The organism is Bacillus sp. BS1807G30 (assembly GCF_040047675.1).
GTDB classification, from domain to species: Bacteria; Bacillota; Bacilli; order Bacillales; family Bacillaceae; genus Bacillus; species Bacillus altitudinis.
On the sequence record NZ_CP157353.1, the window covers coordinates 2162402 to 2183417 of the forward strand.

Here is a 21016-nt window from a genome sequence, read left to right on the forward strand (position 1 = left end):
TTCTGATTGATATGGAAATCCCCCTCTCATTGTGAGAAGGGGACATATAAATGAGCTTAATAGACGGACGTCTCTTCGTCAATGCCTTCAAGAATTTGTTTAATTCTTTGCAGGAATCTACCGCATACAAGACCATCGAGTACTCTATGATCTAATGAAAGACAAAGATTCACCATATCTCTTGCGGCAATCATACCATTTACAATCATCGGGCGCTTTACAATAGATTCTACTTGTAAAATGGCTGCTTGCGGATAGTTAATGATCCCCATTGATTGAACCGAACCAAATGATCCTGTGTTGTTCACAGTGAAAGTGCCGCCTTCCATGTCACTTTGCTTCAGTTTGCCTTGTCTGACCTTGGAAGCAAGTTCATGAATTTCTTTGGCGATTCCCTTAATCGTTTTCTCATCCGCATCTTTAATCACTGGGACAAAAAGAGCGTCATCTGTTGCAACAGCAATGGAGACGTTGATCGCTTTCTTTTGAACAATTTTATCTCCAGCCCACATGCTGTTCATTTCAGGAAATTCCTTTAAGGCCTGAGCCACTGCTTTGACAAAGAATGCAAAGAACGTCAAATTAAAGCCTTCTTTTGCTTTGAATTGATCTTTTAGCTGATTTCTTCTTGTCACAAGGTTTGTCACATCCACTTCCATCATCGTCCAGGCATGTGGAATTTCATGCTTGCTTCTTAGCATGTTTGCGGCAATCGCCTGTCTAATCGGAGTGACCGGCAGTTCAACATCTCCAGGCATTGAAGAGATGGAAGGAGCCGCTTTTGCTTGTGACGGCTTTGCAGGCTCCGTTTGACCCGTACCATCACTCACAGGTGCTGCCGTTTCTTGTGCCCCTCCACTTTCGATAAGCTTCAGCAAATCTTTTCTTGTGATTCTGCCGCCAGCTCCCGTTCCTTGAACAGCCGCTAAATCAATTCCGTGCTCATCTGCTAAACGCAGGACTGCCGGAGAGTATCGTTTCTTTTGACTCTGATCCACATTTGTTTGGTCAGGTTCTGGTGCTTCATCTTGCGCAGGCGCCTCTTCTGTTTTCGCACTCTGCTGCGCACTGCCTTCTACTTCAATTTCACAAAACACTTCTCCTACTTGAAGTGTATCACCCTCTGCAGCCACTAGTTTAGTGATTGTTCCTGTAAAGGATGACGGAACCTCTGCATTTACTTTATCTGTCATGACTTCCGCAATCGGATCGTATTTATTCACATGATCGCCAGGTGAAACGAGCCATTTGCTAATGGTTCCTTCTGTTACACTTTCACCAAGCTGAGGCATTTTCATTTGTTCAGTTGCCACTTTGAAACCCTCCTCTTTCTTAAAACGCCGCTAGTTCTCTCATTTCAGCTTCTACCTTATCCGGATTAACCATGAAGAATTTCTCCATTGTCGGTGCATAAGGCATTGCAGGGATATCAGGTCCTGCTAGACGTTTAATTGGCGCATCTAAATCAAACAAGCAGTGCTCTGAAATGATGGCAGCCACTTCACTCATGATGCTTCCTTCTTTTGTATCTTCTGTTAACAAGAGTACTTTCCCTGTTTTTGATGCCGCTTCAATAATCGCTTCTTGATCAAGCGGGTACACTGTACGTAAATCGAGAATATGAGCAGAAATTCCGTCCTTCGCAAGGCGCTCTGCTGCTTGGAGGGCAAAATGAACACAAAGGCCATATGTAATGACCGTAATGTCATCGCCTTCTCGTTTCACATCCGCTTTTCCAATAGGGAGCGTATAATCCTCTTCAGGCACTTCTCCTTTAATGAGACGGTATGCACGTTTGTGTTCAAAGAACAATACAGGATCTGGATCACGCACTGCGGCTTTTAACAACCCTTTGACATCATAAGGTGTAGAAGGCATCACAATCTTTAAGCCTGGCTGATTGGCAAAAATGGCTTCGACCGATTGTGAATGATAAAGCGCCCCGTGTACGCCGCCCCCGTAAGGAGCACGAATGACCATTGGGCAGCTCCAATCATTATTGGAACGATATCTAATTTTTGCAGCCTCTGAAATGATTTGGTTGATGGCTGGCATAATAAAATCCGCAAATTGCATCTCCGCGATCGGACGCATTCCATACATAGCAGCCCCAATACCTACACCTGCAATCGCTGATTCGGCAAGAGGTGTATCCATGACGCGCGCTTCTCCAAATTGCTCGTAAAGACCCGCTGTTGCTTTAAATACGCCGCCTTTTTTCCCGACATCCTCTCCGAGCACAAACACTTTCGGATCTCGCTCCATTTCTTCTTTCATCGCTAATGTGATAGCGTCTATATATGACATAACAGGCATTTTTCTTCCCCCTTACTCCGCATACACGTAACGAAGTGCGCTTTCTGCATCGGCATAAGCTGCATTTTCCGCTTCATCAGTGGCTTCGTTTACGATTTGCATGATTTCTTTGGTCATGTCTTCTTTCATTTCAGAACTCATGACATTTCCTTCGATTAAGTACGTTTCATATTGAATGAGCGGATCTTTCTTTCTTGCTTCGAGCACTTCTTCCTTTTCTCGATAGCTAGAATCATCGTCATCACTTGAATGCGCAGTTAACCGGTAAGAAATGGTTTCAATCAATGTTGGGCCTTCACCTCTTGCTGCACGGTCTCTCGCTTCTTTGACCGCTGCATACACTTCAAGCGGATCATTTCCATCAACCGTCACACCAGGCATTCCGTACCCTATTGCACGATCTGAAATACGCTCACATGCCACTTGTTTGTCATACGGGACAGAAATCGCATACTTATTGTTTTCACACATGAAAATAACAGGCAACTTATGCACCGCAGCAAAGTTGGCGCCTTCGTGGAAGTCTCCTTGGTTTGAAGAGCCTTCACCGAACGTGACAAAGCTAACAAAATTCTTTTGCTCTAGACGCCCGGCAAGTGCGATGCCAACCGCATGAGGAACCTGCGTTGTCACAGGTGATGATCCAGTCACAATTCGGTTTGATCTTTGCCCAAAATGACCTGGCATCTGTCTCCCGCCTGAGTTTGGATCGTCTTTTTTCGCAAAACCAGACATCATTAAATCTTTCGCCGTCATCCCGAATGCAAGGACAACCCCCATATCACGGTAATAAGGTAAAACGTAATCCTCTTCCCTATTGAGGGCAAAAGCGGCACCGACTTGCTGCGCTTCCTGTCCTTGACAAGAGATGACGAATGGAATTTTTCCAGAACGGTTTAACAGCCACATCCGTTCATCAATTTTTCTTGCTAAAAGCATGGTTCTATATATGTCAATCGCTTGTTCATCTGATAATCCTAATTCCTGATGACGCATGTTACTCATCATGTTTCCCTCCTTGATTAAAAATGGATCGCCTTTCCGTCAACAGCCAGTGCTGCCTCGCCAATTGCCTCTGACAAGGTTGGATGCGGGTGGATCGTCTGCCCCACTTCCCACGGAGTTGCATCTAGTACTTTAGCTAATCCAGCTTCAGATATCATATCTGTTACATGAGGACCAATCATATGAATCCCTAAGATATCATCTGTCTTTTGGTCAGCAATGATTTTGACAAATCCATCAGACTCTCCAAATACAAGCGCTTTTCCGATGGCCATGAAGGGAAACTTCCCAATCTTGACTTCGTAGCCTTGCTCTTTTGCCGCCTGTTCAGTCAGCCCAACACTAGCGGTTTCTGGGTGAGAGTAAACACATTTAGACACGAGCGTTTCATCAAGCGGCTTTGGATCTTGACCAGCCATATGTTCTACTGCAATCATGCCTTCATGTGATGCGACATGCGCCAGCTGAAGACCGCCAATGACATCACCTATTGCGTAAATATGCGACTCTTTCGTTTGATAATGCTCATTCACGACAATGCCTTGCTTTTCTGTCTGAATGTCCGTGTTTTCAAGACCTATGCCTTCCACGTTTGGCACTCGGCCAACTGAAAGAAGCAGTTTCTCTGCTTCAAACGACTGAGTGTCTCCACCTTGTTCCACTTGGATCTTGACGAGATTCTCGTGCTTTTCGGCAGTATCTGGCAGAACCTTCGCATTTGTCACTAAGGTAATCCCTTTCTTCGTCAAAAGCTTTTCCATTTCTTTAGAAATATCTTGATCCTCTGTTGGCAAAATGCGATCTGCAAATTCGATCACTGTGACTTTTACGCCAAAATCGTTAAGCATGGAAGCCCACTCGATCCCAATCACGCCTCCGCCGACAATCAGCATGGACTGAGGGAGTTCTTGCAGTTCAAGTGCTTCGTCTGATGTAAGGATGTGTGTTCCATCCGCTTCAAGCCCAGGCAGGACGCGCGGTCTTGACCCAGTCGCAATGATGACCTGCTTTGGAATCAGCATTTCATTTTCATCGCCATTCGCCATTTCTACCGAGATGGTGCCTGGCATTGGCGAAAAAATCGAAGGGCCTAGGATACGGCCTATTCCTTCGTATACATCAATTTTCCCTTGTTTCATTAAGTGTTTGACGCCACCTGCTAATTTGTCGACAATCTCTGTTTTTCTTTTTTGTACGCTTGCAAATTGTAAGGCAATTCCGCTTGCTTCAACGCCAAATTCAGCGGCACGTTTGACCGTTTGATAGACTTCTGCACTTCTAAGAAGCGCTTTAGATGGGATACAGCCTTTATGAAGACATGTTCCACCGAGCTTTGATTTTTCTACGACTGCTGTTTTCAATCCAAGTTGAGAGGCACGAATGGCTGCTACATAGCCGCCTGTGCCTCCACCAAGAATGACGAGGTCATATTCAGTTGCCATGACTTGTCACTCCTTTCTCCGCCTTTTGATCATTTGGGTATTCTTTTGGTGTTTCTTCTTCTTTTAAAATACGAAGCGCCCCTTCTGCTAAGGATTGCAATTCATTTTCACCCGGGTACACAACAACATCTGAAATCCAGTCAATGTATCCTCTAATGCTTGACGTAATTTGTTTGCTGTACGCAAGGCCGCCTGTTAACACAATGACGTCTACAGCTCCTTTTAAGACCGCACTAGCCGCACCGATTTCTTTGGCAATTTGATAGCACATCGCTTCATAAATAAGCGCCGCACGCTCATCACCTGCTTCGATCATGCGCTCTACTTTTACTGCATCTGTCGTACCAAGATAGCCCGCAAGACCGCCTTCACCAATAATGCGTTTGAGCATTTCCTCTTGCGAATATTCACCAGAAAAGCATAAATTGACAAGGTCACCTGTTGGAAGAGTACCTGCCCGCTCTGGGCTGAAAGGACCCTCGCCATGAAGACCGTTATTCACATCAATGACTTTTCCTTTTTGATGTACACCAATCGTAATTCCGCCGCCCATATGGGTAATGATCATGTTCAAATCTTCATAACGTTTTCCAAACGAAGCAGCCGTTTTTCTTGCGACTGCTTTTTGATTTAACGCATGAAAAATGCTTTTCCGCTCAATTGTTGGCAGTCCTGAAATACGAGCAATCGGCTGTAGTTCATCTACGACTACTGGGTCCACAATAAAAGCTGGGATGTTAAGACCAAGTGCAATTTCTCGGGCAATGATTCCGCCTAGATTAGAGGCGTGCTGGCCAGCATACCCTTCTTTTAGATCTTCAACCATTTGCTCATTTACTTCATATGTGCCACCTTCAATCGGACGAAGAAGACCACCGCGTGCGCAAACTGCATCAAACTTTGAGATGTTCATCCCCTGTTCATGCAGTGTTTTCAAAATGGTTTCTTTACGGAAAGAAAATTGATCAATGATATGAGGAAACTGCTTGATTTCCTCATCTGTATGTCTTAATGTCGTTTCAAAAATAGATCGTTCATTATGAAACACACCGATTTTTGTTGAGGTAGAGCCAGGATTAATCGTGAGAATACGCCATTCTTTTGTCAGCAAAAACAAAACCTCCGTTTCAACTCATTCATCCATTTAGCGACGACTTAAAATATGTTGACCATTTTGCAGGAATTGGCTTCTTGATTTGCGCATTCTTTCAATTCGCTCTTCAGCCAATCGGTCTGCCGCTTTATAAGTTGGAATGGCATCACGGTTAGAGATTTCAATCACTCGCTCAATGTTTTGGTAAATGCCTTCTACTTTTTTCATTGCACGATCTGCATTATAGCCATAAAGCTCATCTGCAACGTTAATCACACCGCCTGCATTGATGACATAATCCGGTGCATACACGATGCCCATTTCATGAATAAGATCTCCATGATGTGTTTCTCTCAGCTGGTTATTCGCTGCACCTGCAATGACTTTTGCCTTTAATTTAGGAATCGTCACATCGTTAATGGTTGCACCGAGTGCACATGGTGCGTAAATATCACATTCTTGATCATAAATATCATCAGGGTCTACCGCTTTTGCACCGAAGTCTTCTACAGCTCGCTGAACTGAGTCTTTGTTGATATCAGTGACGATGAGCTGTGCGCCTTCTTCATGCAGGTGTTTACATAGGTTGTAAGCCACGTTTCCAACACCTTGAACGGCAATTGTTTTTCCTTCTAGTGAATCTGTACCGAATGCTGCTTTTGCAGCTGCTTTCATCCCTTTATATACACCGTAAGCAGTCACTGGAGATGGGTTTCCTGAAGAACCAAATGCAGGAGAGATTCCTGTGACAAAGTCTGTTTCTTCATGGATAAGATCCATATCTTCTACCGTTGTACCGACATCTTCAGCGGTGATATAACGGCCATTTAATCCTTGAATGTAACGGCCAAAAGCACGGAACATTTCTTCATTCTTGTCTTTTCTCGGATCACCGATGATGACCGTTTTACCGCCGCCAAGGTTAAGCCCTGCCGCCGCATTTTTATAGGTCATACCTCTTGCAAGACGCAAGGCATCTTCGATAGCTGCTTCTTCATTTTCATATGTCCACATTCTTGTTCCGCCGAGTGCTGGCCCAAGTGTTGTATCATGAATGGCAATGATGGCTTTTAAACCAGACTGTTCATCCTGACAAAATACAAGCTGTTCATAATCGTATCGTTCCATATATTTAAAAAGTTCCATTTTCTTTTCCTCCTATTACTTTCACTTAATTTGATGTACAGATGGCAAGTGCAATTGAATAGAGCTTACTTTCTGCTGAATCAGACCGGCTTGTTAAAGCAATCGGGGCCTTCGCTCCTGCCACCACAGCCCCCACTTTTGCATGAGCAAAGTAGATGAGAGATTTATAAAGAATGTTGCCTGCTTCAATGGTTGGCACAAGCAAAATATCAGCATGACCAGCCACGTCACTCGTAATATTTTTATGAGAAGCTGCCGTTTGAGAGATGGCATTATCTAAAGCAAGCGGCCCATCAATCAGGCAACCAGAAATTTGACCTCTTCGATTCATTTGCGCAAGGCTTGCAGCTGTGAGTGTCGAATCCATCGCTGGGTTTACGACTTCTACCGCTGATAATACCGCCACTTTGGGCATATCATTTCCGACAGCTTGTGCGACTTGAACGGAATTCATCGTAATTTCTTTCAGCATATTTAAATCAGGCGCAATGTTCATCGCAGAATCCGTCACATAGATAAAACGGTCAAAGCCCGGTACTTCGAAGGCTGCAACATGTGAAAGGACACTCGCTGTCCGAAGCCCATACTCTTTATTTAGGACAGCTTTTAACAATACGGCTGTCGGGACATGACCCTTCATGAGAATATCTGCATGATTTTCACTTACTGCCTGAACGGCAATTTTGGCAGATTCTTCGGGTGAATCTGAATGAATAATATCTATCCAGTCTTCATTGATCTCATGCTGTTTGACTAGCTCCTTTAGGTTGCGTTTGTTTCCAACCAGCAGGAAGCGAGCGACTTTTCGTTCGATTGCCATTTTGATGGCATGAAGCACTTCTTCGTCTTCTGCATGAGCCACAGCCGCTGTTTTATTCTGCAGCTGCGAGGCTTTGATAATCAGATCGTCAAGCTTCATACTTGCCCACCTTTCCTTGTGCTCGGTTCCTCTTTTTATATGCAAGTTCCGTGCCAGCTTGAAATGTGTGAAAAATAAACCTTTTCGCAAAGAAATTATGCAATTTCTTGCAGGTTACGTGCATGTTACTGCATGCTATCTTTTGCAAGCTGATACTTATCCATTTTATAGTAAAGATTTCGAATGCTGATCCCTAACGTTTTCGCTGTTTTTGTGCGATTGAATTGATGTTTTTCAAGGGTTTGTTTGATCAACTGCGCTTCAAATGCTTCTACAGCATCTGAGAGCGTCTCCCCCTCAAATTGACTAACAGCCAGTTCCTGCTGCTCTTTTTCCTCATGCTCGTCTGACTCCATGAAGGCGATATGCGCTTCATCGATCCATTCTTCTTGCGGATTCAAAAAGATCATCGCTCGTCCAAGCACATTTTCAAGCTCTCTCACGTTGCCTGGCCAGCTATATGATCGAAGTCTATGAAGCGCACGATCTGTTAAGCCGCTGACGTTTCGCCCATAGTCTAAATTGATCTTCTGGATGAGGCGTTTACTTAATGATTCAATATCTTCGAGACGCTGTCTGAGCGGTGGGATCGATATCGGGTATCTATTCATTCGATAATATAAATCCTCTCTGAACTTCCCTTCTGCCATCGCCTTTTCAATATTGACATTTGTCGCTGTGATCACACGCACATCGACCGGTATCGCTTTCGTTCCGCCTACCCGAACAATTTCTTTTTCTTGCATGACACGCAGCAATTTCGCTTGTGTACTTGGCGTCATTTCACCGATTTCATCTAAAAAGATGCTGCCTTGATTGGCTTCTTCAAACAGCCCTTTTTTCCCGCCTCGCCTTGCACCAGAAAACGCTCCTTCCTCGTAGCCAAACAGTTCTGACTCTAAAAGAGTTTCTGATAAGGCAGCACAGTTGACACGGACAAAGCGGTTGTACTTGCGATCACTTTCATTGTGAATGGCATGTGCAAACAGCTCTTTCCCAGTACCTGATTCTCCGCGGAGTAAAATGGTTGCCGGCGTTTTTGCGCCCAGCTTTGCCTGCTCAAGTGCGACAAGCATTTGTTCACTTTCTCCAATAATGTCTTCAAATGTGTACTTCGCTTCAAGTGTTCGGATGAGCTGTCTTGCTTTATTTAATTCATTCGTCAATGATTGAATTTCGGATACATCGTGAATGACACCGACACTGCCTTTTAGAATGCCGTCCACAATGACAGGTGCTACATTGACGATGACATCTTTTTTATTTGGACCAACCTTCATTCTGACGCCACGAACAGGTCTTCTTGTTTCAAGCACCTTTAAGTGCATGCTTTCCCCTTCGGAAATATCAGCACCAGCTGGTTTACCTACGACCTCTTTATCCGTTAAACCGGTCATTTTCGTATAAGCACGGTTGATCAAAATACCTTTCCCCTGCTCATCGACAACCGATATGGCTTCATCTGATGATTGAATAATCGCCTCAAGCATCGTTCTTACTTCTTTGAGGTTTGTCACTTCTTCCGCAAGCTCCACCGCATCTGTTATGTCTTTAAAGATCGATAAAGCACCTAACATTCTCCCCGCGTCATCAATAATCGGCAGACGGGTGGTCACAATTTGAATTTGCTGATTCAAAAATTGCTTTTGGTTAAATTCCGGCTCCCTTGACCTTAATATATCGGGAAGTTTTGTGTTCGGAATCACTTCTCGAATGTGACGGCCAATCGCATCCTTTTGCGAACACCCCACCATTTTGGCAGCCGATCGATTAAACAGGACCACTTCTTCATCCATATTAATAAAAATCATGCCATCATTCGTTGCATTAAAAATGCGGTCATGTTTATAGGTTTGTTCCTTCAATATTTGAATAAGCTGTTGTTTCTCTGCCATTAATTCTGACATGACGTATGCCATCGAGCTTGGCACAATCACAGCATGCTCTGGTTTTTGTTCAATTAGTTCCTTCAGTACAGCAGAACTGCCTGTGGTTTCAATGATGATATCAATGTCATCTTTTATGTATTCTTTCCAATCCGTCGTCGTCTCAATTCCATTCTTTTTCGCTTCATCCATCCCCGGTGCCTCGAGATCAAGGTCGGCGATCGCAATGATTTGAACCGTATTTGTTTTCAGCAATGTTTCAAGCAGTGCTGATCCACCTTGTCCTGCACCGACAATCAAGACTCTCTGCATCCCGTTACCCCTTTATATGAAAAATTTTGCACACCATATTTTTCCGTTGCAAAAAATTGCACAACACCTATATTACCACGTTTTCCTTTCTTGACAAAATATTTTTTGAATTAGACAATGGAAGTAAATGACGTTTAAGGGGACATTCGATGGGAAGACTACTCGCATTAGTGATTATTTTAATACCTGGAGCCTTTGCAGCACTTGGCATTAAGCTGCTGCGGGACACTGTTTTCGGCATCATCATTGCACCATTTCCATATTTATGGCTGCAAGGAATTGCAGGGTTGTTATTTTTAGGGGGAGGTCTTTATGTTGTTGCAGGATTTATTTTATATAGAGACCGTAAACGAAATAAAGTAACAACTCGTTTTAAGCAAAGGTAATCATGAAAAAGACCCGCTGTTGATAGCAGGTCTTTATTTCATTTCTTCTCTTATTTTGACGGCACGATCAGGAAAATCTGTAAAGATTCCATCAACACCCAAGGTCAACATATTTTTTATTTGCTTCTCACTGTTTACAGTAAACGGTCTGATCACTTGTTGGTCTGCATGGAGAGCGGATACAACTTCTTTTGTCACCCCAGCGCCCTTTATATTCGGATGGTACCCCTTAGCCGGGATTGTTTTTAAATACATCTCCGGCTGATGAATCACATCCATCGTGAGGACCGCCAGTTCAATGTGCGGCATCAGCTTGTGAAAAAGAGCTAAACTGCCGTGATGAAATGATGAGACAAGCACACGATCCTCTATTTGAAAGTGCTCAATTTGCTCTTTTACTTTCTCTTCAATCCCTGGATATCGATAAATAGAGTTTTTTAATTCAATGTTGATCATAAAGGATGGTCGCTGCGTCACTAGCTCTAATACTTCTTCTAAAAGAGGAATGGAGACCGCACCCGTTTCTTCATAGAAAGAATGACTGGCATCCCCTCTTTTTAACTCTTCATATGTATAGTCTTTCACTAACCCTTTCATATTGGTCGTTCGATTCAGCTTTTCATCGTGAATGACAGCCAGTCTGCCGTCTTTGGTGAGCTGAACATCAAGCTCAATTCCATCCGCTCCAGAATGGAGTGCGTGCTCAAAGGCAATCATGGTGTTCTCTGGATAGTTTCCTTTAAAGCCTCTATGTGCAAAAATTTTCGTCATATGCCACCTCTAAATATGATGATTACCTATATTATGACGTGTCTGTTTTCGTTTTTCCAGTTTGAGCACATAAAAAAACCTCTTCTGATTAGAGAGAAGAGGTTGACAGGTAAATTCGATCACGTAATCGCTCTGATGGCTTGCTCTGTCGTCTCTGCGTCAAGAGCAAAAAGGGAAGAAACAACTGCGACTGCTGTAACGATTGTTACACCTAACAACAACTTTTTCATAAGATAACCTCCACTTTCTTTTGAAGTATTTGTGCATCGAATTTCTTTTCAAGAAAACGAATGGCATTTTGATAATCATTTCGTTCCTTGAAGTATTTCGATATTTGTTCAGACAAATCCTCAAGCTCCACATATAATCTATTTTTTTCTATGTAGTCTAATTTTTCAGAGAATACGTCTGCTGCTCCACTATTTTCGCACATCAGATCCAAAATTTCAAATTTTACTATATATTCATTATTTTGGATATCACAGCTATATTGAATCCCCTCTTTAATATATTCTTTCGCCTCATGATCTCCTAAATGAACTAAGGCATTTGCGAGAACATATAAAGATTGGATGAAATAATGGCTATTGTCGCGATGAATTTGAATGCTCATCCCTTTTTTGGCGTATTGTGCGCTTTTTTCATAATCATGTTTTGCGTAATAAAGAACCGCTAAATTGTGATAGCACTTCCCAATCAGCACTTCATTGTTAATGCGCTTACTTTTCTCAAGTGCCTCTTGGTACTTTTCCTCAGCTTCATCAAACTGTAGTAAATCAATACAGTTGCTCGCATGTAAGATTAAGCTGTCAATCGCCTGTGCGGTATATTCCTCATGCGCTTTAAACGTATCAATGGCTTTTTTAATATGATTAATGGAAATGAAATTTTGCTTCAGTTCGTAATAAATGGAAGCGACTTTATGATGAAAAGTCCCTACTTCAAGATCTTCATTCACACGTTTTAGACGCTGCTCTGCAATCTTATAAAAACTAATCGCCTCATCATATTTTTTGACATAGGCGGCATATTGGCCTTTATAAAAGTAAAAATAAAAATTAATAATGTCATCTGCTTTTTCATCCAGCGTTCCGACACTTTTCATAATCTGATTGGCTTTTTCAATATTTCCAAGTAACATTTCATGTCTGCCGTCGACTAGCTGATAATAAAGAAGAACTTCTCGGTCCTCATCTGTATTTTTTAGCAAATTCTGAATTTTCTCTTTATAGACAGCAGATTTTTCTAGGTCATTCTGAGAAATGACCCTCGTCCACTTGCTAATTTCGTTCGCAACCTCAGCAGAGTGGATTTTCAGCTTTCCCATAACCTCACCCTCTTCTTTTCATTATTATAGCATAGTAAAAGAATGTGAAAATTATTAAATTCGACAATGGGAATATTCAGTTCAAATGGCACAATCTCTAAGAAGCCAGTGACTTTAAAACGCCAACCAATCGGGTCAATAGAAATAGAACTTTCGATCTCATTTGCTTTATTTACCAATTACATAAGACCTTTTCCTCTCATCCTTTTTCTTACGAATGAGCGTTTTCTTCTTCTATAAGCCAGTTGATTAGCGTAGCTGATTACCACTATTTTATGTCCTATTCATTTCTTTCATGCTTTATTTTTCATTTTATTCTGAAAATAAAGCGACCCGTTTGTCCAATTTAAACATTAAAGATGATTTTATCAACATATCCATTTTTTAGCAATATTTTACAAAAATAAAAAAACGCCTCATTGAAGAAACGTTTTTTTATGGACGTTGACTTAGCTTGCTCTATGCTCTAAACGCAGACGATCAGCCACCATCGCAATAAATTCTGAATTGGTTGGTTTGGCTTTTGACATGCTGACCGTGTAACCAAAGAGTGAGGAAATGGAGTCAATATTCCCTCTGCTCCAAGCCACTTCAATGGCATGACGAATCGCTCGTTCTACCCTGCTGGCTGTCGTGTTAAATTTCTTTGCAATGTCTGGGTACAATACTTTTGTAATACTGCCGAGTAGTTCAATATCATTGTACACCATCGAAATGGCTTCTCTTAAGTATAAATAACCTTTAATATGAGCTGGCACGCCAATCTCATGAATAATTGTCGTAATGCTCGCATCTAAGTTCTTACGTTTCGGTTCAGGTTTGCTGCGAAGGACACTGTTTTGGATAGATGAAGATCGATGGCTGACTTGTGTGCCGTTTCCACTGACTTGACGAATATGACCTACGAGGTTTTCCATATCGAATGGTTTCAAAATGAAATAGGATGCGCCCAAATCGACCGCTTTTTTCGTTACGTCTTCTTGTCCGAAAGCCGTCAGCATAATGACACTTGGCTGTTTGGTCATTTCATTGTTTTCACGGAGGCGTTCCAGTACAGCAAGACCGTCTAAATGAGGCATGATAATATCTAAGAGGAGAACGTCGGGCTCTTTATCTTTAAATAATGTCAGACATTCCTGACCATTATACGCCACGCCAAGTACTTCCATATCTTCCTGTCCCTCAATATACTCTGTCAAAAGGCCAACAAGTTCTCGATTGTCATCAGCTACACACACTTTAATTTTCTCCACGTTCTTTCCTCCCCAATGTCGATTCCTTAGTCTTTTGCATTTCTCTTCTGAGTGTTCAATTCGACAAAACCATGCTATCCCCTTTAAAAAAGTTTAATTTTCCGAATAATAGAGCATTATCTAGCTTTTTCTACGTTTTTCTTAATGAATCGACGATTATTGCAATTTGACAATACACTGTTTTCCATTTTGTCGAAAAATCTCTTTTTCCTTATTTTATAACATGATGGAAGAGAAAGAAAGGGTAGAAAAAAACTGCCGGAAGATTCGCGGCAGTTTTTCGTCAGCTTGCTTTTTTGTTTTTTTGATAAAGATCAATTCCTGCTTCTGACAGCATCCATTCAATGTGTACGCCGTATCCGCTTGTCGGGTCATTGACGAACACGTGAGTGACCGCTCCAATGACTTTGCCATTTTGGATGATCGGACTTCCGCTCATTCCTTGAACGATCCCGCCCGTTTTGCTTAATAAGCGCTCATCCGTTACTTTAAGCACCATTCCTTTTGTTGCCGGGAATTTTTGCGGTGTTGTGCTGACGATTTTAATATCAAATTTCTCTACTTTATCATGGTCCACAACCGTTAATATTTCGGCTGGACCTTCTTTTACTTCATTTGATAATGCAACTGGAAGTGGTTTGTCTGCTACATGATTTTCAAGTTTTTCGGTTAATGTACCAAATATACCGAATGGACTGTTACGTGAAATATCACCTATCGTTTTTCTTTCGGAAGAAAACCTGGCCAATTTTTCTCCAGGATTGCCTCCTGTCCCTTTTTCAATGGATGTGACGGTTGATCTGACAATTTCACCATTGTCGACCACGATTGGTTTTTTTGTATCCATGTCAGAAATCACATGCCCAAGGGCGCCATATTTTTTAGAAGATGGTTCAAAGAAGGTCATCGTCCCGATTCCTGCTGCGGAATCACGAATATAAAGACCGATTCGATAAGTACCTTCACTTGCATCTTTCGCGGGTGTTAATGTCGTTTGAAAGGTTTTATGGTCTCTTTTTATGAGTAAATGAAGGGTTTCCCCCGTTTTTCCGGCTTTCTGAATAAATGGGGTGAGGTCATTCATCTTCTCCATTTTGTGACCATTGATCTCAATGATCATATCCCCTGATTGAATGCCTGCGGCTTCACCTGGTGATTTTTTGCCGTCTGCTGTTGTGATTTGATGAAAACCGACAACGAGAACTCCGACAGAGTGGAGTTTGACGCCAATGGATTGTCCTCCAGGAATGACTTTTAATTCGGGAAGAACATCGACTTTTGTTTTCTTAATAGGAAATCCTTTAAAATCATAAACAATTTCGGCTTTTCCCGCCTTTTGTCCCGTTACTTCAAGTTGATTCTTTTTCTCTGAAAGACTAAAGGCTGGTGAAGAAGCATTGGCTGACGCTTCAATTGATGTATCAATCGAATGCTTCTCGTGTTCAAATACTGCGACAGTTGTTGGAATGCTGATATATTCCTTCACTATGCTCATAAACCCTGTACTTATTAAAGAAACAAGGAGAATCACACCAATGGCTTTTCTCATCTTTTCGGGCATTCATTTTTCACTCTCCTCGCTCCTTACCCACACCAGAACATTAATGTTTTGGCTACATCTTTACTTTTGCCTTCTTAGCGAGGATTTATAACCGACACCTTTAGAAAATGATTGGATAAATTGATAAAAGAAAAAGACGAAATCATGCGTATATACGGCGAATATGAGACAATATAAAAAAGGCAGCTGTTGTTTCAGCTACCCTGTCGTTTTGACATCATTTGCTTGGTGCAGTAATTCTTTTGCATGCTGTTTTGTGAGCTCAGTGACTTCTACACCAGCAATCATTCGGCCGATTTCACTCACTTTTTCATCATCACTTAGTGGTTTGACGTTCGTCATTGTTCTACCAGCTTTAGCGCGTTTAGAAATAAAAAGATGTGTATCAGCCATTGCTGCGACTTGCGGCAGATGGGTAATACAGAGTACTTGTGAGCCTGCTGCTACTTTATAAATTTTTTCAGCAATGGCTTGTGCGACTCTGCCGCTAACGCCTGTATCCACTTCATCAAATATAATGGACGTCACTTCTTGTTTCGCTGAGAAAATACTTTTCACTGCCAGCATGACACGTGAAATTTCTCCTCCAGATGCTACTTTTGACAAAGATTTCATCGGTTCACCCGGATTTGTAGAAATGACAAATTGCGCTTGATCTATGCCATTTTTCCCGAGCTGTACGGGTTTTCCATCTAAAAGCGGGCAGTCCGTACTGCCAAATGGTGCATATCGAATCGTAAAAGCGGTATCAAAAGAAGACTTCTCCATATATAAATCCTTCAATTCAGCTTGAATGTGCTTCGCCAGTTTTTTCGCCCATTTTTTACGGAGCTCTGACACGTTAAGCGCTTCAAGCAATGCATCCCGACTTATCGCATCAAGTTTGTTTTTAAGTGTCTGCAAATGGCTGTCTCGATTTTGGATTTGGTCTATCTCCTCTTCAATCTTAGCCGCATATTCTAAAATTTCCTCAACGGTTGTGCCGTACTTTCGCTTCAGCTGCTTCATCTCATTTAACCTAGACTCAATAAAATCAAGACGGGCTGGGTCAAATTCTAATTGATCAAGCATGCTGCGCATTTGAAAAGTAGAATCTTCTAATAAATAATAGGAGTTTGACACTTGCTCAGAGAGCTTTTTCAGATCGTCGTTGATCTCAGAAACTTGCTCAAGCTCGCTTGAAGCCATTCCAACCCAATCAAGTCCTCCCTGCTCATTACGCAGAGCATTATATGCGTTTTGAAGCGAGGAAAAGATTTTTTCAAAATTGCTAATTTGATGACGTTCCTCTTGAAGCTTCTCATCTTCTCCAGGCTCTAATTGTGCCGCTTCAATCTCTTCCAGCTGAAATTGCAATAAGTCTAACCGGTGAACCATTTCCTGTTCATTTTCAGACAGCTGTTTGAGCTTTTGCGCTGTCTTCATATATTGATCATACGCTTCTTGATACTGCGAGAGAGCAGGTGCAATTTCTTCTGCTCCAAATTGATCAAGCAAATGCAAATGATTTTCATCCTCCATGAGCAGCTGATTATCGTGCTGTCCATGTATATCAAGCAAAAGCCGGCCAACTTCTCTTAAAAGCGAGATGGTGACAAGCTTACCATTAATGCGGCAAATGCTTTTCCCGCTTTGATTGATATCACGGCGAAGAATCATCATTTCATCAGATGCATCAATTCCTTGCTCCTCACAAAGGGCAAATACAGGATGATCTGCTGGTACAAGAAAAAGACCTTCAAGCTCTGCTTTTTTTTCGCCATAACGGACAAATTCGGATGATCCTCTTCCCCCTACGAGAAGTGAGACAGCGTCAATCATGATTGATTTTCCGGCACCTGTTTCCCCTGTTAGAACTGTGAGTCCTTTTTCAAACGAAACCGTTAACTCCTCAATGATTGCAAAGTTTTTAATGGTTAGTTCTGCTAACACTCATTTGACACCTCTTTTTGTAAACCTGATCTCTTTATAGAAGCTCTAAAATTTTGGACGAAACGGTATCCGTATCGTCTGGCGTGCGGCAAATGATTAAGATGGTATCATCCCCACAAATGGTTCCCATAATTTCTTCCCAATCTAAATTATCCATTAAAGCACCGATGGCTTGAGCGTTCCCAGGCATTGTTTTTAGAACGATTAAATGACTGGCAGCATCCATTTTAATAAATGCGTCCATTAAGGAACGCTTTAATTTTGATAGCGGGTTAAACCGCTGATCTGCAGGAAGGCTGTATTTATATGTTCCATTATTTGTTGGCACTTTGACTAAATGCAGTTCTTTGATATCTCTTGATACGGTCGCCTGTGTGATGTTATATCCATCCGCTTTTAAAATATCGACTAATTCGTCTTGTGTTTCGATTTCTTGGCTTGCGATAATTTCTCTAATCTTAATATGTCTTTGACCTTTGTTCATTTTGACCCCCCTAGGCGTTAGAATCTCAGTTTGTCTTTACGTTCTATGTTATATGATGCACACTTCAAAAAACAAGCATTACGTGAGAAACGGTTAATTCTGATCTTTTGACCATGTAAAAAGGAATAATAGCGAGCTATTATTCCTTTCAGCATGTAGACAAACCCTCGCATTCTTTGTCAGTCCTGCGCTCTGGTGCTCACGAATCCCAAATTCGCTCCGCGCCAGTATTCGTCCTTCCTAGACTGCAAAGGTTTTCTATCACGCTGAAAAGAAGACAAAGGGCTAAAATCAAGTTCATTTTAGCCCTTTGTCAACAATCTAAAAGGAATAATAGCGAGCTATTATTCCTTTTGTTTCAATAATTCATGTGTCAGCCGGCTCAGGACTGTTTTTCTTTTCTTTCAATACGGCATGGGCTTCTTTGACGACTTTTTCAAGTTCAGATACTGGAAGTGCCGTATTCTCTTCTTGATCGGGATGCAGGACCAAGTGGAGGAGAAATTCGATATTTCCATCTCCGCCTGTAATGGGTGAAAACGAAACATCCTTTACATCATAGCCTTCTTTTGCAGCAAATTGATTCATTTCTTCTAGCACACCAAGATGTACAGAAGGTTCTCGCACAATGCCTTTTTTTCCAACAAGCTCTCTGCCCGCTTCAAACTGCGGCTTTACTAGCGCAATACAGTCGCCGCCTGGGATAAGAATATGCTTTAATGCGGGAAGAATGAGTTTGAGCGAGATAAATGATACATCAATAGATGCAACCTCTGGTAATCCTTCGGTGAAATCTGCCGGAACAGAATGGCGGAAGTTGGTGCGTTCCATGACGATCACCCGATCATCCTGTCGTAATTTCCACGCAAGCTGATTGTAGCCAACATCCACAGCATAGGATTTGACTGCTCCATTTTGGAGTGCGCAATCTGTAAATCCCCCTGTTGATGAGCCGATATCAATTAAAAGCTTTCCTTCAACGGTTAAATCAAATTCTTGAAGTGCCTTTTCGAGCTTTAGCCCACCTCGGCTGACATATTTCAGCGGATTCCCCTTCACAGTCAGCGGGGTATCACGAGCGATTTTTTCTCCTGGCTTATCCAAACGGTTTTCATTTGAGTAAACGATCCCTGCCATAATGGCGCGTTTTGCTTTCTCTCTCGTTTCCATTAGTCCTTGTTCGACTAATAAAACGTCAAGTCGTTCTTTCTTTGATGTCATGATCCAATTCCTTTTCTTGGTGCTGCGGGAAGCAGGTCACGTAACGTTTCAGCAGCCTGTGTTTTCGTCAGTCCAATTTCCTCAAGTAGCGCATCGACACTTCCATGCTCAATAAATTCATCTGGAATGCCCATACGTTCTACTTTTATATGAGACGCTTTTTTGTCGTGAATATATTCTAGTACGCTGCTGCCAAATCCACCCTGAAGCACCGCTTCTTCTATTGTTAAAATTGGCAAACCTTCAGACAGTATCTCATTTAACATGCCTTCATCAAGAGGCTTAATGAAACGAGCATTGACAACACGAATTGATTTTCCTTCTTTTTGCAGTTCTTCTGCTGCCTGTAGCGCCATTTTAATGGTTGTACCGAATGTTAAAATGACAGCATCTTTCCCGGGACGAAGAACTTCCCAAGAACCAATTGGGATGGTTTTCAGCTGTTCATCCATTTTGACGCCTAGTCCATTTCCACGCGGGAAGCGCATGGCAATTGGACCATCATCATATTGAATGGCTGTGTTGACCATATGCTGTCCTTCATTTTCATCCTTTGGCATCATGAGAACCATATTCGGCATATGACGCATGAAAGCAATGTCAAACACACCTTGATGCGTTTCTCCATCTGCACCGACAAGACCTGCACGGTCAATTCCAATGAACACATTGAGATTTTGACGGCAAATATCATGCAGCACTTGGTCATAGGCTCTTTGGAGGAACGTTGAATAAATCGCTAAAAATGGCTTCATGTCCTGTGTAGCAAGTCCAGCTGCCATTGTTGCAGCGTGCTGCTCTGCAATTCCAACATCAAACATTCGCTCTGGGAATTCTTTTGCAAACCCTTCAAGCTTTGAGCCAACAGGCATTGCAGGTGTAATTGCGACAATCCGCTCATCTTGCCGTGCCAGCTTTCTGACGGTTTCACTGACGAGACCACTCCATGACGGTGCGGCTGCTGTCGGTTTTACAAAGTCACCTGTGTCGATTTTGTATGGTCCTGTTCCGTGCCATGTGCCGATCTTATCAGATTCGGCCGGCTTATAGCCCTTTCCTTTTTTCGTGATGACATGAAGGAGAACCGGGCCTTTTGTTTTCTTTGCGTACTCAAGATTCTCAAACAAATCTTCATAGGAATGTCCATCTACTGGTCCTAAGTAAGTAAAACCCATTTCCTCAAAGAACATACCAGAGACAAGCAAATATTTCAGACTGTCCTTGATACGTTCTGCTGTTGCAGCAAGCTTCCCGCCTACTGCTGGGATACGCTTGAATAAGTATTCAAGCTCGTCCTTTACCCATTGGTATTTACCAGCTGTACGTAGTCTGCCAAGCATTGTATGGATCGCACCAACGTTTGGCGCAATACTCATTTCATTGTCGTTTAAGATCACAATCATGTCTTTTTTTTCATCCCCGATATGGTTCAGTGCTTCTAACGCCATACCGCCGGTTAGTGCACCATCGCCGATAATCGGGAGAATGTATTCATCTGTTCCTTTAATGTCACGCGCTGCCGCCATTCCCATTGCACCAGATAATGAGGTTGAACTGTGTCCAGTCTCCCAAACATCATGTTCACTTTCATTTCGTTTAGGGAAACCGCAGAGCCCTTTATATTGACGAAGTGTATCAAACTCGGCGCCTCTTCCAGTTAACAGCTTGTGAACGTAAGACTGATGTCCAACATCCCAAAGAAATTTGTCTTTCGGGCTGTCAAATACTTTGTGAAGTGCAACAGTAAGTTCAACGACACCAAGGTTTGGACCAATGTGCCCACCAGAGTTCGCTAACGACTCAATTAAAAACGTGCGAATGTCCGCACTAAGCTCCTCTAATTCTGCATTTGACATTCCTTTTAGAAACGTTGGATTTTTTATTGATAAAAGATCCAATCAGGATCAACTCGCTTTCAACAAAATTTCTATCTACATATATAATGCCTTATTCCTATGAAAA

General features: G+C 42.2%; 17 protein-coding genes. 1 reads left to right on the top strand and 16 read right to left on the bottom strand.

What is annotated here, in order from left to right:
- Positions 1-56: 56 nt before the first annotated feature.
- The 8 genes from ABG082_RS11095 to ABG082_RS11130 form a co-directional block, all read right to left on the bottom strand.
- Positions 57-1313 (bottom strand): dihydrolipoamide acetyltransferase family protein, encoded by a 1257-nt coding sequence (locus tag ABG082_RS11095; protein ID WP_348936099.1) that lies wholly within the window; start codon positions 1311-1313, stop codon positions 57-59.
- Between the two features lie 19 nt (positions 1314-1332).
- Entirely contained in the window at positions 1333-2316 is a 984-nt protein-coding gene (locus ABG082_RS11100; RefSeq protein WP_007501148.1) for an alpha-ketoacid dehydrogenase subunit beta, read from the bottom strand.
- Between the two features lie 12 nt (positions 2317-2328).
- The gene (locus ABG082_RS11105) at positions 2329-3321 is read right to left on the bottom strand and encodes a thiamine pyrophosphate-dependent dehydrogenase E1 component subunit alpha (RefSeq protein WP_039955993.1); all 993 of its coding nucleotides are present in this window, start codon (positions 3319-3321) and stop codon (positions 2329-2331) included.
- A gap of 17 nt (positions 3322-3338) precedes the next feature.
- Entirely contained in the window at positions 3339-4763 is a 1425-nt protein-coding gene (gene lpdA / locus ABG082_RS11110; RefSeq protein WP_254000649.1) for a dihydrolipoyl dehydrogenase, read from the bottom strand.
- The gene (buk, locus tag ABG082_RS11115; protein WP_139761155.1) at positions 4753-5880 is read right to left on the bottom strand and encodes a butyrate kinase; all 1128 of its coding nucleotides are present in this window, start codon (positions 5878-5880) and stop codon (positions 4753-4755) included. Before buk ends, lpdA begins: the two co-directional genes overlap by 11 nt.
- Before the next feature lie 27 nt (positions 5881-5907).
- Positions 5908-7002 carry a branched-chain amino acid dehydrogenase gene (gene bcd / locus ABG082_RS11120; protein WP_007501155.1) on the bottom strand — a complete coding sequence of 365 codons (1095 nt, stop codon included), beginning with the start codon at positions 7000-7002 and terminating at the stop codon, positions 5908-5910.
- Between the two features lie 25 nt (positions 7003-7027).
- Positions 7028-7921, bottom strand: a complete 894-nt coding sequence (gene yqiS / locus ABG082_RS11125; RefSeq protein WP_046343939.1) for a phosphate butyryltransferase — start codon at positions 7919-7921, stop codon at positions 7028-7030.
- 125 nt (positions 7922-8046) lie between these two features.
- Positions 8047-10119: a sigma-54-dependent Fis family transcriptional regulator gene (locus ABG082_RS11130; protein WP_017367572.1), complete on the bottom strand. Its 2073-nt coding sequence runs from the start codon at positions 10117-10119 to the stop codon at positions 8047-8049.
- Positions 10120-10268: 149 nt separating this feature from the next.
- Here ABG082_RS11130 and ABG082_RS11135 point away from each other — a divergent pair, with 149 nt between their 5' ends.
- Positions 10269-10505 carry a DUF2627 domain-containing protein gene (locus tag ABG082_RS11135; RefSeq protein ID WP_008342229.1) on the top strand — a complete coding sequence of 79 codons (237 nt, stop codon included), beginning with the start codon at positions 10269-10271 and terminating at the stop codon, positions 10503-10505.
- Positions 10506-10538: 33 nt separating this feature from the next.
- On the opposite strand, the gene ABG082_RS11140 is transcribed toward ABG082_RS11135, so the two are convergent.
- The 8 genes from ABG082_RS11140 to dxs all read right to left on the bottom strand — a co-directional run bounded on the left by ABG082_RS11140 (position 10539) and on the right by dxs (position 20952).
- The gene (locus ABG082_RS11140; protein WP_008342228.1) at positions 10539-11276 is read right to left on the bottom strand and encodes a glycerophosphodiester phosphodiesterase; all 738 of its coding nucleotides are present in this window, start codon (positions 11274-11276) and stop codon (positions 10539-10541) included.
- Between the two features lie 226 nt (positions 11277-11502).
- Positions 11503-12603, bottom strand: coding sequence for a Rap family tetratricopeptide repeat protein (locus tag ABG082_RS11145; protein ID WP_007501159.1), 1101 nt, complete (start codon positions 12601-12603; stop codon positions 11503-11505).
- A gap of 449 nt (positions 12604-13052) precedes the next feature.
- On the bottom strand, positions 13053-13856 hold the full coding sequence (gene spo0A / locus ABG082_RS11150) for a sporulation transcription factor Spo0A (protein WP_008342226.1): 804 nt from the start codon (positions 13854-13856) through the stop codon (positions 13053-13055).
- Between the two features lie 283 nt (positions 13857-14139).
- Complete coding sequence (gene spoIVB / locus ABG082_RS11155; RefSeq protein ID WP_025207604.1) at positions 14140-15417, bottom strand: SpoIVB peptidase; 1278 nt, start codon at positions 15415-15417, stop codon at positions 14140-14142.
- 198 nt (positions 15418-15615) lie between these two features.
- The gene (gene recN / locus ABG082_RS11160; RefSeq protein ID WP_008342224.1) at positions 15616-17349 is read right to left on the bottom strand and encodes a DNA repair protein RecN; all 1734 of its coding nucleotides are present in this window, start codon (positions 17347-17349) and stop codon (positions 15616-15618) included.
- 34 nt (positions 17350-17383) lie between these two features.
- The gene (gene argR, locus ABG082_RS11165) at positions 17384-17833 is read right to left on the bottom strand and encodes a transcriptional regulator ArgR (RefSeq protein WP_007501163.1); all 450 of its coding nucleotides are present in this window, start codon (positions 17831-17833) and stop codon (positions 17384-17386) included.
- Between the two features lie 366 nt (positions 17834-18199).
- Positions 18200-19054: a TlyA family RNA methyltransferase gene (locus tag ABG082_RS11170; RefSeq protein WP_007501164.1), complete on the bottom strand. Its 855-nt coding sequence runs from the start codon at positions 19052-19054 to the stop codon at positions 18200-18202.
- Positions 19051-20952: a 1-deoxy-D-xylulose-5-phosphate synthase gene (gene dxs / locus ABG082_RS11175; RefSeq protein ID WP_008342222.1), complete on the bottom strand. Its 1902-nt coding sequence runs from the start codon at positions 20950-20952 to the stop codon at positions 19051-19053. Before dxs ends, ABG082_RS11170 begins: the two co-directional genes overlap by 4 nt.
- Positions 20953-21016 lie beyond the last annotated feature (64 nt).